The sequence below is a fragment of the Shewanella sp. genome, assembly GCF_013214165.1.
Taxonomy (GTDB): Bacteria; Pseudomonadota; Gammaproteobacteria; order Enterobacterales; family Shewanellaceae; genus Shewanella.
Map to the genome: position 1 here is coordinate 1 of NZ_JABSSM010000035.1, position 15,039 is coordinate 15,039.

The 15,039-nt window shown below is 46.6% G+C and carries 12 protein-coding genes and 2 pseudogenes; 11 read left to right on the top strand and 3 right to left on the bottom strand.

Annotated features, from left to right (window positions below; all coding sequences use genetic code 11):
- Positions 1-9: 9 nt before the first annotated feature.
- Positions 10-228: a ricin-type beta-trefoil lectin domain protein gene (locus tag HRU42_RS21170; RefSeq protein WP_367227172.1), complete on the top strand. Its 219-nt coding sequence runs from the start codon at positions 10-12 to the stop codon at positions 226-228.
- A gap of 554 nt (positions 229-782) precedes the next feature.
- Entirely contained in the window at positions 783-1,649 is an 867-nt protein-coding gene (rluB, locus tag HRU42_RS11765; RefSeq protein ID WP_295031355.1) for a 23S rRNA pseudouridine(2605) synthase RluB, read from the top strand.
- An 87-nt stretch (positions 1,650-1,736) separates the two neighbouring features.
- On the opposite strand, the gene HRU42_RS11770 is transcribed toward rluB, so the two are convergent.
- Entirely contained in the window at positions 1,737-2,474 is a 738-nt protein-coding gene (locus tag HRU42_RS11770) for a YciK family oxidoreductase (protein WP_295031357.1), read from the bottom strand.
- A 265-nt stretch (positions 2,475-2,739) separates the two neighbouring features.
- On the opposite strand from HRU42_RS11770, the gene HRU42_RS11775 reads away from it, so the two are divergent.
- Both HRU42_RS11775 and sohB read left to right on the top strand, forming a co-directional pair.
- On the top strand, positions 2,740-5,199 hold the full coding sequence (locus HRU42_RS11775; RefSeq protein WP_295031359.1) for a VolA/Pla-1 family phospholipase: 2,460 nt from the start codon (positions 2,740-2,742) through the stop codon (positions 5,197-5,199).
- A 146-nt stretch (positions 5,200-5,345) separates the two neighbouring features.
- The gene (gene sohB / locus HRU42_RS11780) at positions 5,346-6,377 is read left to right on the top strand and encodes a protease SohB (protein ID WP_295031361.1); all 1,032 of its coding nucleotides are present in this window, start codon (positions 5,346-5,348) and stop codon (positions 6,375-6,377) included.
- Between the two features lie 334 nt (positions 6,378-6,711).
- Here sohB and HRU42_RS11785 read toward each other — a convergent pair whose 3' ends face one another.
- Positions 6,712-7,068: a TraR/DksA C4-type zinc finger protein gene (locus tag HRU42_RS11785; RefSeq protein ID WP_295031363.1), complete on the bottom strand. Its 357-nt coding sequence runs from the start codon at positions 7,066-7,068 to the stop codon at positions 6,712-6,714.
- A gap of 196 nt (positions 7,069-7,264) precedes the next feature.
- Entirely contained in the window at positions 7,265-8,197 is a 933-nt protein-coding gene (dusC, locus tag HRU42_RS11790; protein WP_295031365.1) for a tRNA dihydrouridine(16) synthase DusC, read from the bottom strand.
- A gap of 375 nt (positions 8,198-8,572) precedes the next feature.
- On the opposite strand from dusC, the pseudogene HRU42_RS11795 reads away from it, so the two are divergent.
- The 7 genes and pseudogenes from HRU42_RS11795 to dnaX all read left to right on the top strand — a co-directional run.
- Positions 8,573-8,758: pseudogene (locus tag HRU42_RS11795) on the top strand (hypothetical protein); the annotation flags it as partial.
- Positions 8,759-8,900: 142 nt separating this feature from the next.
- Positions 8,901-9,737 (top strand): DUF692 domain-containing protein, encoded by an 837-nt coding sequence (locus HRU42_RS11800; RefSeq protein ID WP_295031367.1) that lies wholly within the window; start codon positions 8,901-8,903, stop codon positions 9,735-9,737.
- A complete protein-coding gene (locus HRU42_RS11805) occupies positions 9,737-10,480 on the top strand; it encodes a DUF2063 domain-containing protein (protein ID WP_295031369.1) in 744 nt (247 codons plus the stop codon). Before HRU42_RS11800 ends, HRU42_RS11805 begins: the two co-directional genes overlap by 1 nt.
- Before the next feature lie 476 nt (positions 10,481-10,956).
- Positions 10,957-11,325 (top strand): YbaN family protein, encoded by a 369-nt coding sequence (locus tag HRU42_RS11810; protein WP_295031371.1) that lies wholly within the window; start codon positions 10,957-10,959, stop codon positions 11,323-11,325.
- 201 nt (positions 11,326-11,526) lie between these two features.
- A complete protein-coding gene (gene apt, locus HRU42_RS11815; protein WP_295031419.1) occupies positions 11,527-12,078 on the top strand; it encodes an adenine phosphoribosyltransferase in 552 nt (183 codons plus the stop codon).
- A 24-nt stretch (positions 12,079-12,102) separates the two neighbouring features.
- A pseudogene (locus tag HRU42_RS11820) lies at positions 12,103-12,223 on the top strand (adenine phosphoribosyltransferase); the annotation flags it as partial.
- A gap of 108 nt (positions 12,224-12,331) precedes the next feature.
- Positions 12,332-15,025, top strand: coding sequence for a DNA polymerase III subunit gamma/tau (gene dnaX, locus HRU42_RS11825; RefSeq protein ID WP_295031373.1), 2,694 nt, complete (start codon positions 12,332-12,334; stop codon positions 15,023-15,025).
- Positions 15,026-15,039: the final 14 nt, after the last annotated feature.

The following is a 15,039-nucleotide window of genomic DNA, read 5'->3' on the forward strand; positions in this document are numbered from 1 at the left end:
AACCTCTGCGTGGAAGTTTACCACGGCATTAATGCGGATCGCCAAGCTGTACAGACTAATCTCTGTTATTCTGGCGAGAGCAACCAGAAATGGATACTAGATGGTTTGTTGATAAAGTCTGCGCTGCCGGGGACGACTAGGTGCATGGATAGAAACAGTGAAAACCAGATCAATCTATGGACTTGTAATAGATCAAATACAAATCAACACTTCACACATGACCTCTAGCCTCTAAGGTTGAAAGGATAGTGAAACGGACTGTGGTTTGAAAAATATCACCTATAACTGCTAGCCTGTCCTGCTCATTGTCACTGGAATATTCCTCAAGTCAGGGTAACTTGGCTTGGGGCTTTCCTCCAAAGCCTAGATGTTGATTCGACACTCACATGGATAGTTTTATAAAATCAATGGCATGAGTCGAATAGTCGTCCGAGAAATAGTTGTGTTGACGCTAATTCTGCACTTTGTTCGCGTTATTTAGGTTATATCAAGAGTGGGTTCCGCCGTTGCTAGACCAATAATGAATATCATTAAAAAAGGTTAACGGCTAGAAAATAGCAAGGACTTTCCGGTGATCAAAGGGTTCCGTCATCCGTCATTCCCAGAGCAAACTCGCTAATTCCTCTCGGTTTTTGCGTATAGGCTACATTCCCTGTAAACTTGGGCAATTAGAAGAGGTACTTTTATCTGTGCGAGTGAAATTCGTACGCAATTAAAATTCTACCATGTTTTTATCCTTTTAAGTTGTTAAAACTTAAACAAAATCTTTAAAGAGTTTACTAATGAGTGAAAAATTGCAGAAAGTCTTGGCCCGTGCAGGCCATGGCTCCCGTCGTGAGATGGAGGCATGGATTGCTGCAGGTCGAATTAGTATAGATGGTGAAATAGCCAGTCTCGGTGATCGCATCGAAGCCGATGTAAAGATCCGTATCGATGGTCGATCCGTTTCGATTAAATCTGAAGAAGATCTGATCTGTCGAGTGATTGCCTATCACAAGCCTGAGGGCGAAATTTGCAGTCGCAAAGACCCAGAAGGTCGTCCTACTGTGTTCGAGCGTTTGCCAAAGACACGTGATTCACGTTGGGTGGCTGTCGGTCGTCTCGATATCAATACCTCAGGTCTCTTGCTGTTTACCTCCGATGGTGAGCTAGCAAACCGCTTGATGCATCCATCTAATGAAGTGGAACGTGAGTACGCAGTACGCACCTTCGGCGAAGTGAATGATGCCTGTATTCAACGTCTGAGAACCGGCGTTACTTTAGAAGATGGCCCGGCGAGTTTCGATAAAGTGAAAGCGGCTGGCGGTGAAGGCATGAACAAGTGGTGGCATGTGTCGCTCGCTGAAGGCCGTAACCGTGAAGTTCGCCGTTTATGGGAATCTCAAGAAGTACAGGTGAGCCGTCTTATCCGTATTCGTTACGGCAAGATTGAGTTGCCTAAGTCACTGCCTCGTGGTGGTTGGGTTGAGCTAACCATGGAGCAGGTGAATTACCTGAGACAAACGGCTGGCTTAAAGGAAGAGACTCGTACACTTCTAGGTACCGATAAGCACAGTGTCGCTCGCTCGAAGGTGAAGGGCTCTAAGATCCGTCGTGCCGTGCGTAAGCACAAAGCAGTAGCAAGTAAGCCAGCACGTAAGAGAACCTAGTTAAAAAGATGACTAGATCACTAGGATTTAATGCCTAGGAAGCTATCTAGTATGAATTAGAAAAGGCTGCATCTGCAGCCTTTTTTGCTACTGTGCGTTCAGCTGCTGGCCGTTAACTTCTGCAGAATCATCACCCATAAGATAAAGATAAGTCGCCATGATATCTTCCGGCTCTTTGAGTGTGCTTGGGTTTTCAGCCGGGTAAGCATTAGCGCGCATGCCTGTGCGAGTCGCACCAGGGTTTATGCTATTGACTCTCAAACTTGAACCTTCATATTCATCGGCGATAGCTTGCATCATGCCTTCGATTGCAAATTTAGAGATGGCGTATTCGCCCCAGAATGCACGGCCCTGTCGTCCGACGCCGCTAGAGGTAAACACCAGTGATGCCTTAGGCGCCTTCTTCATGATAGGTAACAGTGCCCTGGTCATCATGATTTCGGCGATGACATTGACCTGCATGACCTCTTTCACCGAATCCATTGAAATATGTTCAAATGGGCCTAAAACACCCAGCAGGCTCGCGTTATGCAGGGCCCCATCGAGATGACCAAATTGCGCTTCGATGGTCTCTGCCATGTCGACATAGTTTTGCTCGGTAGCCCCTTTCAAGTCCAGAGGAATAATCGCAGGTTTTGGATAACCTGCTTGCACTATCTGGTCATAAACGGCTTCTAATTTATTCACTGTCTTGCCAAGAAGAATAACGGTGGCGCCATGCTTAGCGAAACTGATGGCAGCGGCGCGTCCGATCCCGTCGCCAGCGCCTGTAATTAGTATCGTTTTGTTAATAAGTAGATCTTTTGCAGCTTGATATTCCAACATGAGTCAATTTTTCCTGTCGGCGGAAAAGCCCGCCACCTCTAGAGTCACTGATGTGATGAACACTTGTTTTAAACAAATGATTAATTATAGTGTGCATAATCATGGGTCGTATGTGACAAAAATGTAGCTAAGTCAATATTTTTACGTTAACTTGAGCTTAGGTAAGGACTGGTAAAAGTCCTACTTTGGTCACACGGTATTGCCTATTGTGACCAAATTTTTTGGGGAAAACAAAAATTATTACAACAAGATTTGGGGAACAAAGATGAAAAGACTCTTTTTGGGTGTTGCGATTGCATCTGCGCTAGGACTCACGGCCTGTAGTGAAGATAGTGTCGATGAGTTAAAAGATAAGGTTGAGCCTCTGATCCCTGAGTCTCATATGGTATTTGATCCTGCCAATGGCGCTGTCCCATTGCCAAACGATCTACTCTTTAGCGGTACGTTAGATGGCACCATCAATATCCCAGGTGAAGCACTCGATGGCTCCAGCGATTATACCGATCCTTCCATGGCTCTTGGCGCATTAGATGGTTGGTCGACCACGGCGCCTATTTCAATCAATGTGGACCTTGCCGTCGATCACGATGGCAGCCAATTTGCTCTGGATGAGGCATCGGTATTTCAGCCCGGTGCGGTGAGAATGTTCGAGGCTACGGTTGGCGGCGCACTATCATCCGATCCCGAATGCCAAGCAAGCCCCTCCGTTTCCGCCTGTAAAATCGGTGATGAGCTGACTTTTGGTGTCGATTTTGTTTCGAAAGCCTCTGGTAATAGTATTGCCATCGTGCCTCTCAAGCCATTAAAGGCGGGGCAGTCATATATCTACACCACCACAAACCTTATCCAAGACACAGCAGGTCAATCTGTCGCGCCATCGGCGAGCTATGGTCTACTCAAACTCGATATTGATACTCATCCACTCGAGACCGCAGACCAACTGATGTTACAAACATTAGTCAACAGTTATGAGAAAGGACTCGCGGCTGCACACGGAGTGGATCCTGAGACGATTAGCTACTCGGGTCTGTTTACCACTCAGTCGGTCCCTGATGTGTATGAGACACTGAAACTCTTGATGGCTCAACCAGGCTCGCCCTATGCGCCTAGCTTCTCTGTTCCGCCGACGCCACTAGGTTATACAGTCGCCACGGCAGCCGGTATTCCTGCCGCAGCGGGTGACATATTCAAAATGGCTGATATGGCCAATGTATTTGCTGCTGAATTAACCTTGCCGGTGTTCGGTGATTGTTCTTCTGCGGCCTGTTCTACGATAAATGGTAGCTGGAAAGCATTAGGTGACAGCCCGGTTTCTGTGTTACTTGCACTTCAAGCCGGCACCATGAGTCAGGAAAATTATGGTATGCAAGCTGCCGCGCACGGTATTGATCCTGCTACAGGCATCGCTAATCCTGCGCTGTTAGCTGGAAAAGTCTGGCTACTCGACGATGGCACCGCGGCCGATAAGGCCAAACATCTGACCAAGTTTAATCCTATTCCGGCCATTAAAGGCTATGAGAAGGTGCCGGTATTTATCACCATACCCGACGCGGCTAAGCTAGCGGCCTTTCAAGGTCCTTCCTTCGTGGCGCCTACAGCCGGCTGGCCGACGAATATCGCGCTTCATGGTCTGGGCGGCGGTAAAGAGACTGCGATGACGTTTGCAGGCACTTACGCGGCTATGGGGATTGCAACGATTGCAATCGATCATCCATTACATGGCGCACGTTCATTTGATGCCAATGGTGATGGTGTCTACGAAGTGTCGGCATCAGCACCTGAGTTCGGTGTGGCCATAGGCAAACCTGAAGCCTTTGTGAATGGTGATCCCTTGGTGTTCATCAATATTGCCAGCACCTTATCTGTGCGTGATAACTTCCGTCAGAGTGTTGTCGATCATCTTGGCGTTCGACTGGCACTGACTGGCTTATCCATGCAGCTGGCTCAGATGGACCTGCCTCAGGTATTTGATATTGGTAAGATAAGCTCACAAGGGCTGAGTCTGGGCGCTATCGTTAATACCAACTTCTCTGCCTATGCCAGCACAGGCTTAGTCAACCCAGAGACAGGTACGGCACTGCCAAACGTTTATGCACTCAATGCATCTTCACTGGTTGCGCCGTCGGGCGGTCTTGCCGGGACATTTATTGGCTCTGCGACGTTTGCGCCTATGCTTGAAGAGAACATATTGGCAACAGATGCCTTCCAAGCTTTGGTTGATGAAGCCAATACTGCAGGCTATGAACCGGGAACCGATGAATATGCGGCCTTGGTTGCAGCAGTATACGCTGAGTTTATACCTGCATTTGCCTTTGCGGTTCAGACCGCAGTGGACAGCGCCGATCCGATAAACCACGCTGCTATGCTTAAAGCAACGGCTCTTCCGGTACACGTGATTGAGATTGTCGGTGACGGTACCGATGAGAACAAGCCTGATCAGGTATTGCCAAATCGTGTCGAAGGTTTCCCTACTGCCGGGACTGAGCCACTTATCGCCGCCTTGGGTCTAGAGTGTATCGAGACCACAACGGCAAGTTCTGGGGCGGTGCGCTTTGTTGAAGGGCATCATAGTTCACTTACCGATACGTCCGGTGGCGCTGCTACGGCAGAGATGCAGCAAGAAGTTGCTGGTTTTGCGCTTACCGCAGGTAAAGGCTCTGCGACGATTGTGATTGATAATGATCTTAAACATGTGGTTCAACCCTGTATGGTTCCCGCTGGATAATACTTGTTAAGGCTAAATCTTTTAAACCCAGCATTTGCTGGGTTTTTTATTGGCTGATTTACCTATTAGCACATTTGTTATTGCACCAATGACTGATAGAATAAACTCAATGTTGCATTAAAGATAAAATTAAGTCGGAGCACACCTTGGAATTTTTGTACGAATATGGATTGTTTTTTGCCAAAGCGATCACAGTAGTGATATCGATAATTGCTGTCATTCTTGTGGTGCTAGCTTCTGCGATTAAGCAGAAAGGGGACAAGGGAGAGTTATTACTGATAAACCTGTCTGAAAACCTCAAAAATCTTAAGCATGATCTTAAAGAGGAGTTGCTGACTAAGAAGCAGTTCAAAGCTTATGAGAAACAGCTGAAAGCCGATGAGAAGGCCAAGGACAAAGCCGAGAAAGAGCAAGATGAAGCGACATTAGACCCTAGAGTGTTTGTGGTTGACTTCAAGGGCAGCATAGATGCCAGTGAAGTGGCTTCTCTACGCGAAGAGATCAGTGCCATCTTAGCTATCGCTGAAACGGGCGATGAAGTGATCGTCAATGTTGAGAGCGGCGGCGGCATGGTTCATGGCTATGGCTTAGCATCGAGTCAGCTGGACCGTCTGCGTCAGGCAGATATTCATTTGACTATTTGTGTCGATAAGGTGGCGGCCAGTGGCGGTTACATGATGGCGTGTGTGGCGAATAAGATATATGCGGCTCCATTTGCCATCGTCGGCTCGATTGGCGTGGTAGCGCAGATCCCAAACTTCAATAAACTGCTTAAGAAGCATGATATTGATTATGAGCAGCATACCGCTGGAGATTTTAAGCGTACCTTAACTCTGTTTGGTGAAAATACCGACGAGGGTAGGGCAAAGTTTCAGACTGAGCTCGAAGAAACACATGTACTATTTAAACAATTTATCGCTAAATATCGTCCTGAATTAGACCTTGAAAAAGTCGCTACGGGTGAACATTGGTATGGTCAACAGGCGATAGAATTAGGTCTTGTCGATGCCATATCGACCAGTGATGATGTGGTGATGAAGCTAGCGAAAGAGAGAACCGTGATCAAGGTGCGCTATCAGTTGAAGAAAAAGTTTGCCGATAAGATTGCCCACGCGGCGTCACTTTCTTTTACCGCTGTGTGCAATAAACTTGCCGAGAAAAACCAGCGTCTAAGCTAGTGATTCGTTTGAGGTGAGACACCCAAAAAAGCCTGCATCTGCAGGCTTTTTTGTGTCTATATCGATATGAGTCACTATCGACAATTAGAAAAGTTAAATCGAAGAGATAACTATCTTGTAAATCACCAGAAGTGTTTACATATTAGGCGAGCCGCAGGCTATAAATTACCATGAAGGGTCGACCTCAAACACACTAGCCATTACCCTCTTAGCCAGAAGCTAAACCAAGAAATGTGATCCGCCATCATTCGAAGACAAGCCGAACAGGCGATAGATAACAATGAAGATACGACCTTCAAATACTCTGCCAAAGATCCAGTATGATTTACACAGCTTAATGCGTGAGTCTTAACTCTTGTCTGTGCTCATGTTCATGATTCTGGGCGCATTGGGTGCATCTCTGTTCGACGGGGTTGATGGCTAATCGTTCCGCTTCTATCTCATTCTCACAATCGGAGCAAAGGCCATATAGACCAATATCCAGCTGACATATAGCAGCATCGACTTGGGTTAATTGGCTAAACAGTGGGTGTTTACATAAGTCTGCCTGGGTTAGCTGGGCTATCAGTTCGCAAAGCGAACTCGATTGAGTGTCTAAGCTGATGTTTTTACTCTGAGCAAGTTTACCTATCTCTATCCTTAGATTTGATTCTAGCTGTGACAATTCTTGTCTGATATGGGATCTACTCACGAGTATATGCCTGATAAATTATTTCGATTTTTAAGTCTAAACTGATGAGGCATTTTGACTATGACTGAGATCAACTCTAGGTCATGTTTAGTGCTTACATCAATAAGATATAAGCTAGAGGTGGGAAGTCTTGTCTAGGGTTCATTAGGGGGGTGATCAGGTGGGAGACTCTCGCTGATTTGAACCTAGTGTAGACTTACGCGAGTGCTCTGAGTAAAGAGAGAATCTCCGGCGTTTTTTTCAATACTCTCACTTGGGTAAACAGTTCATCGGCTTCATTGTATTGTTTTGCGATGAATTTAAGCCACTGTTTTATACGGGCGGGATAATATTTCTCTTTCTCGCTGACGATTTCGTAGTCCGAGTATTGCAAGAGTAACTGCAATACTTGAGGCCAGGGCATTTTAGCTTGGGAGCCTTTGATCACATGAGCCAAATTAGGCACGGCCAATGCGCCTCGTCCTATCATGACATCATCACACTGACTGACTTGTTGGCACTTGAGATAATCTTCACGGCTCCACACCTCACCGTTGGCTATCACAGGTATTGAGATAGCCTGCTTTATTTGCTGAATATATTCCCAGTGAGCGGGAGGCTTGTAGCCTTCTTCCTTAGTTCTGGCGTGCACGGTCAGTTCTGTGGCACCTGCGGCTTCAATCGCTTGAGCTATTTCGACGCAGCGACTCTTATCATCCCAACCTAGGCGGATTTTTGCGGTTGCGGGAAGTTGGGCCGGGATGGCATCGCGGACAGCTTTGACTACGCGGTAGATGGTTTCAGGCTCTTTTAGCAGCGCCGCTCCGCCATTGCTGCGATTGACCGTGGGAGCCGGACAGCCAAAATTAAGGTCGACACCCAGGGAGCCAAGTTCAATGGCGCGTAGGGCATTCTCCGCCATCCACTGCGGGTGTTGACCGAGCAGCTGTAATCTCACTGGAGTGCCAGATTTAGTCTTGCTCTGGTTAGCTAATTCTGCGCATAGGCGATAGAAGACTTTTTCCGGCAGGAGTTGATCCACCACGCGAATAAACTCACTGATCACCAGATCGTACCCACCAACACCCGTTAGCAGTGCTCTCATAGACGCATCGGCGACGCCTTCCATTGGGGCGAGTATTACACGCATCTTGTCGCTCTTGTCAGATTCATTCTTATCAGCTTCATACTTGTTAAGTTACAGGATCAGTCTATTTATCGGCTAGCATGGCTAAGGAGCGTCAAAACGTCAGCCCTATAGCTAGCGCGGCCAGCATTTTAGCTTATGATGAGGTGGGATTCAAAACTTGTTTCTGTTGTTTAACTTCAATAGTCTTATCTATTGAATTTGTTACATTATTTATTACGGTTAGGCTTGCGGTTTACTAAAACATGCGTCATAAATGTGATCTTATTAAAGTTTTTGAAATAAGTTTGAGCTAGATCGGGTCTACTTATGCAAGCCAGCTGACATGTAGTTTAGTTGGTAACCTAAACTACTTTACTGATTTTTAAGGAATACATTATGAACTTAGTTAAAAAAACTGCTGTTGCAGCTGCCCTTGGTACTATTGTTATGGGGTCAGCATTTGCCGGTGAGGCTCAGGCTAACCCATTTGGTTTTAGCCAGATGGAAGCGGGTTACCAGCTTGTCGATGGCGAAGGCAAGTGTGGCGGCGACATGAAGAAAGGCAAAGAAGGTAAGTGTGGCGGCAACATGTAATATTATCTGTTGAGGCTTAGCCTTTACGATAGTGAATAGACAATTAGGGCCGGTGTATACTGGCCTTAATTGATTTTATCCAAGTATAAAACTGAAATTTTCTATAGTCGTAAGCTTTTTGGGAGTGATTATGATTGAGCGAGCCAAGGTGGGATTAGGCTTGAGGCGTGAGATGTTGGATGAATTTTGCGACTCTATTCCAGATGCTATCGATTTTTTCGAGGTTGCCCCGGAGAACTGGATGACATTAGGAGGGAAATACGGTCGACAACTTAGGCAACTTACTGAGAGAAAACCTTTCTTTTGTCATGGCTTATCCTTGTCTATCGGTGGGCCTGCACCCTTAGATATTGTGTTCATTAAGAATGTGAAAGCCTTTCTGGACGAGCACAATATCGAGATTTACTCTGAACATCTTAGCTACTGTTCGGGTGCTGGACACATGTATGATCTTATGCCAATCCCCTTTACCGAGGAGGCGGTCAAGCATGTCGTTAAGCGTGTAAAGCAAGTTGAAAATATTATAGAGAGGCCGCTTATCCTGGAGAATGTATCTTTTTACACGGCGCCAGGCGCCGAGATGAGTGAACTCGAATTTGTCACTGCTGTGCTCGGTGAAGCAGACTGTAAAATGCTTCTCGATGTAAATAACATCTATGTGAACTCAATTAATCATGAGTACGATGCCGATGAGTTCTTAAGAGCCATGCCGACAGAGCGGGTCGCCTATCTCCATATCGCTGGCCATTTTGAAGAAGCAAAAGATATCATAGTTGACACTCATGGGGCCGATATAGTGTCGCCTGTATGGCAGTTACTACAAACCTGTTATCAAGTACACGGAGTACACCCTACCTTGTTAGAGAGAGATTTTAATATTCCTGAGACACAGGTGCTGCTTAAGGAGATAGATAAAATTCGTCGTTATCAAGAGACAGGTTTGTCGCAGTTTTCAAGGAGCACATGATGAAGTTTGATGTGATTCAACAGTCATTTATCGATTATATCAAGCAACCTTCACGGCCATTACCTAAGGGCACAGAAGCCAGGCGAATGAAGATTTATCGGGATTTATTTTTCAATAATATCAATGGCTTTGTTACCAGTGCCTTCCCCGTATTGAACAGCTTATATTCTGACAAAGATTGGCTCGCGCTGATCCAAGAATTTTTTGTGAGCCATGATTGTCAGACACCGATATTTATCGAAATAGCCGATGAATTTGTCATTTTTCTGCAGTCTGAATATCAGTTAACAGAGCGTGATCCTGCATTCATTATCGAACTGGCTCATTATGAATATATGGAGTTGGTCGTGGCAGTCGCTAAAGATAATCCCTTGCACCAGGCCATTGAAGGGCCGATAGCACAAGTGGCACTGTGTTTGTCTGATACGGCTAAAGTGTTGCAATATAGCTTCGATGTTCAGCGAGTGAGTGAAGATTATCGACCCGCTACCCCCGCCGAGAGTCCGCAACAATTTTGCTTATATCGCGATGTTGAAGAGGTCGTTATTTTTCTGCAACTCAACCCCTTAACAGCACAAGTACTGGGTTACCTGTCCCAATATGAAGCTGTCAGTTTTGACCATCTGTTGACTTGGCTAAAACAGACTTACCCTCAGATGGCTGATGGGGTATTAACTCAAGGTTGTGAGCAGATGTTAGCCGATCTCGCCGCCAAGGGAGTGGTGAGACAATACTTGGCTTAATGGACTCGAATGAGGTGATTTGGATTAGTTCATTGAACTACAGCAGCCGATTGATATTAAGAGCTGTCATTATTCTTAATAAAATCATAATTCAAGACTCTTGAGTCGGTAAAAGGGTAAATGCACGCTTCCTAAACTATAGCCAAGTCTCTATACTGTTGCCAAAAATTGATCTAGATCAATAAAATTACCCAAGTGATTGAGCGAGGAAGTTATGAGTCAGCCATTTAAAGATCCATTTAACATCATCTATTTCATTGGTTTCATCCTAGTCATGATGATCCCAACGTTACCTGCGACCTTATCTTGGTTGAAAATTTCCGGACTTATCTAACGGGTATAACTTGTCTCTTTAGCGTAATACAAGTCTAGATACCCGGCACTTGTTTGGGTAAACTAACCACTCTATGGAGTGGTTTTTTTTGGGTTTTTTTTGATTCCAATAAAATTAGTTAAATAAATAGCTAAGGGAAATAATGGCTTTTAAACGTGGTTTTTATTTGATTTGTGGCTTATGCAGTTTGGCGCTTGGTTTGCTGGGGATCCCGCTGCCAATACTGCCGACCGTACCTTTTATCTTACTAGCCGCCTTCTGTTTTGCTCGTTCTAGCGACCGGCTACACCATTGGCTGATGACTCATCCCTGGTTTTCAGTAGCCTTGAATGATTGGGCGCAGAACAGAGGGATCCGTAAAGGGCTAAAGAAGAAGGCCTATATTGTCAGTGGACTCAGTTTTGCCGTTAGCATTGCCATAGTGCCATTAATATGGGTAAAAGTGATCTTGCTTTGCTTCGCCCTAGGCCTAGGTTTTTTCCTCAAGCAGATCCCCGAACTAGACGATTAAGTCTACAACCCTGCTTCACACGTCATCTTTATACAGAAAACTCAGTATCGACTTTCTCATTAGAATATATTGCTAAATGGTGACCCAATGCGTAATTCTTGTCCTATTAATAGGGGAGATTGTTGCAAGTCTGGCCAAAGACACATAAGCTTTAGCCGGATTTTTAAAGCTGGCGAGATTCGTCGGCCAAACCTAAAGATGATGGTCATGAACAAAGACAGCTTAGCATTGATAAAACAGAGCATAAAAACAATTCCTGATTACCCCAAAGCCGGGATCCTTTTCAGAGATGTAACGAGTTTGCTAGAAGAGCCTGCGGCTTACAGAGCAAGCATAGAACTCCTGACTGAGGAGTACAAAGATCAAGGCTTTACCAAAATCGTGGGTACAGAGGCTCGTGGCTTCCTGTTCGGGGCGCCTTTAGCATTGGCATTAGGTGTTGGTTTTGTACCTGTACGTAAACCGGGTAAATTACCACGTGAGACGATTTCTCAGAGCTATGATCTTGAATATGGTCAAGATGTTCTGGAACTGCATATCGATGCCATCTCTGCTGACGATAAAGTGTTAGTGGTCGATGACTTGCTCGCAACGGGCGGTACGATCGAAGCGACTGTCAAGTTGATCCGTAAACTAGGCGGTCAGGTTAACCATGCAGCGTTTGTTATCTCTTTGCCCGATCTAGGTGGTGAGAAACGTCTCGAAGCCATGGATCTTAAACTGGTTAGCTTGTGTGAATTTGGCGGTGAATAATTCAAGGTACAATTTATTTCAGAGCTAGCGGGTCAGGTTAACCATGTTGTCTTTGGTTATCTCTTTGCCCGATCTAGGTGGTGAAAAACGTCTCGAAGCCATGGATCTTAAACGGGTTAGCTTGGGTGAATTCGAAGGCGATTAATCCAGCGTAAAAATCCTCCTCAGTAGCGCCGTTAAACATGACATGTTATGGTGCAGTTTACTGAGGAGCGTGCTCCCGAAATTACTAAATGACACTTTGGGGAGTTCCATGTCGTATCAGGTGTTGGCCAGAAAATGGCGCCCTGCCACATTTGAACAAATGGTTGGTCAGTCTCACGTTTTACTTGCATTAACCAATGCGCTCACTCAGCAAAGATTACATCATGCTTACCTGTTTTCCGGCACTCGAGGTGTGGGGAAAACCAGTTTAGCTCGGCTATTTGCTAAAGGGTTAAACTGTGAACAGGGGATCACTGCCTCTCCATGTGGTCAATGTTCCAGCTGTGTTGAAATTGCCGAAGGGCGTTTTGTTGATCTTATCGAAGTCGATGCGGCTTCGCGAACTAAGGTCGACGATACCAGGGAACTGCTCGATAATGTGCAGTACCGCCCTAGTCGAGGCCGATTCAAGGTGTACCTCATCGATGAGGTGCACATGTTGTCGCGCAGCAGTTTCAATGCGTTGTTAAAGACGCTCGAAGAGCCGCCTGAGCATGTAAAGTTTCTGCTAGCGACCACAGACCCTCAGCGTCTGCCGGTGACGGTACTGTCTCGTTGTCTGCAATTTAATTTAAAAAGCCTGACTCAGGACGAAATTTCAGCGCAACTGTCTCATGTACTTACCCAGGAACAGCTCCCCTTCGATCAAGCTGCAATGACCCTGTTGGCTAAAGCGGCCAATGGCAGCATGCGAGATGCCCTGAGTCTGACGGATCAGGCCATCGCATTCGGTGCGGGTTGTGTACAGCTGACTCAGGTACAGACCATGCTTGGCAGTATCGATGAGAAACATGTGCTTTCCTTGCTCAATGCCTTAGTCCAAGGGGATATCGAGAACTTGATGCGGGTGATTGGCCAGGTGTTATCCTTTGGCGCCGACCCCGAAGAAGTGCTCAGAAGCCTACTGGAATTATTACATCAAATAACCTTAAGTCAGTTTGCCCCCGCGGCGGCACAACTTTCCATTTATAGTGAGCAGATTCAGGCTTTTGCTGAGCAGCTTAGTCCCGAACAGGTACAACTCTATTATCAGTTGTTGCTGACGGGGAGAAAAGATCTCCCCCATGCGCCAGACCCAAAATCTGGATTAGAGATGGCGCTGCTTAGGGCCGTCTCCTTCGTGCCTGAAACGCCGGTGACCCGCTGGGTCGTAGATAAACCTGCTAAAGTCATCATCCCCGAACCTGTAAAGACAGCAACCGGACAGGCTAATCCTGAATCGGCGCAAGCTAAAGGCAAGCCTGTGAGTCAAGCGACTTCAAATAGCCAGCCAGCTGAAGTTGAAGAAGAGCCCGTCTCTGAGCCAGTTCCTAGGCTTGTATCTAAGCCTAAGGCCGCAGTAGCGCCTCAAGCTGATCAAGACGATGAGACCGATGATTTACTGGCGCTTAATAGCGAGCAAACCCTCATTTTGAGTCAGGCATCGAGCCTAGGAAGAGAGCAGAGCAGTCTTAATACTGCCGAGCCTGATAGCCAAGCCGTGACGACTCGCTTAGACGATAGAGCAACTGAGAGGTTAACTCCTCCTGAGCAAGACTCCAGTAAGATAAATCCTCCTGTCTGCAATCAGTCAGAATTATCTCAGCCTCAGTTGAGCCCTGAGCAGCGAGCCCAAGATGCAGCCTTCGATGCTCAATATGGTTTTCAACAAGACGAACAAGAGCAGGGGGATTACCAGGCTTTTGACAGTCTGCCCGCAGCCGATGATGCACAGCCTATTGAGCAGACTGTGGTCCCTTCACCTCAGTTAGGTGTAGGCTCTGAGATAATAGCCCAAGGGACAAGTTCTCAAGCTGGAACCGAGTTGGAAGACGATATCTTAGACGCCGTCTTAGCGGCGCGAGACTCACTGGTCACCGAATTGGCCAAAACGCCTGAGGAGAGTGGTGGAAAAAAGCCTGCAGCTCAGCGTAAGGACTTTGCCCCTCCTAAGCGCAAACCTCGAGCCGAGAATGACGATGAAGCTTCTAGTGAAGCTGCGTCTTCTTTAGATGGCCAGGCTATAGCAGAAGTTAACTCAGACGCTAAACCTGAACGCCGGCCTCAGCCTGTTTTAGCGACGGACATCGAAGACAGGCCTCCCTGGGAGGAACCTGTCGAAGTCGCGGCTAGTGAGAATGTCCCCTCTTCAGTTGGCGATGAGCAAGGCACAGATGCTCATCCAATGGTATCGACCCAAGTAGAAGCACCAGTAGCAGAGCAGGTACAAGAGCCCGTTCAAAGCGCAATACAAGCTCAATCATTTGACCCGCTTCCCCCTCTGGGAGAAGGTGAGGTGACAGGCCATGAGGTCGATCTCAAGTGGTATCGATTGATGTCTGCTATCGATGTCGGCGGCAGGGTACGTCAATTAGCGGTGAACTCAGTATGTCATGAGTTTACCGAGCCCTTGTCGCTGTTATTAAAACCTATCCAGAAGCACTTGGCTGCTGAGATAGCCATTGTGCAGTTAGAGGAAGCCTTAGGCAAAGCGTTAGGCGGCGAGAGTAAGGTCAGCATAGCTGTCGGAGTCGATGGCGACAGAGAGACACCACTAGAAGTGCGACAGCGTTTTCATCGGGAGATCCAAGCCCAGGCGCACCAAGGCTTGATAACCGATACCAATGTCCAATGGCTAATGAGCCAAATGGGAGCAGAGCTTGAAAATGATAGCTTAAGTTATGCACCTGAGTTATTGAGTTTAAAAGGAAATACCATTGAGCTCATCGATAAGTCGAACTTTAAGGCGTTACCTCAGTCATAAGTTTGTACGGCTTT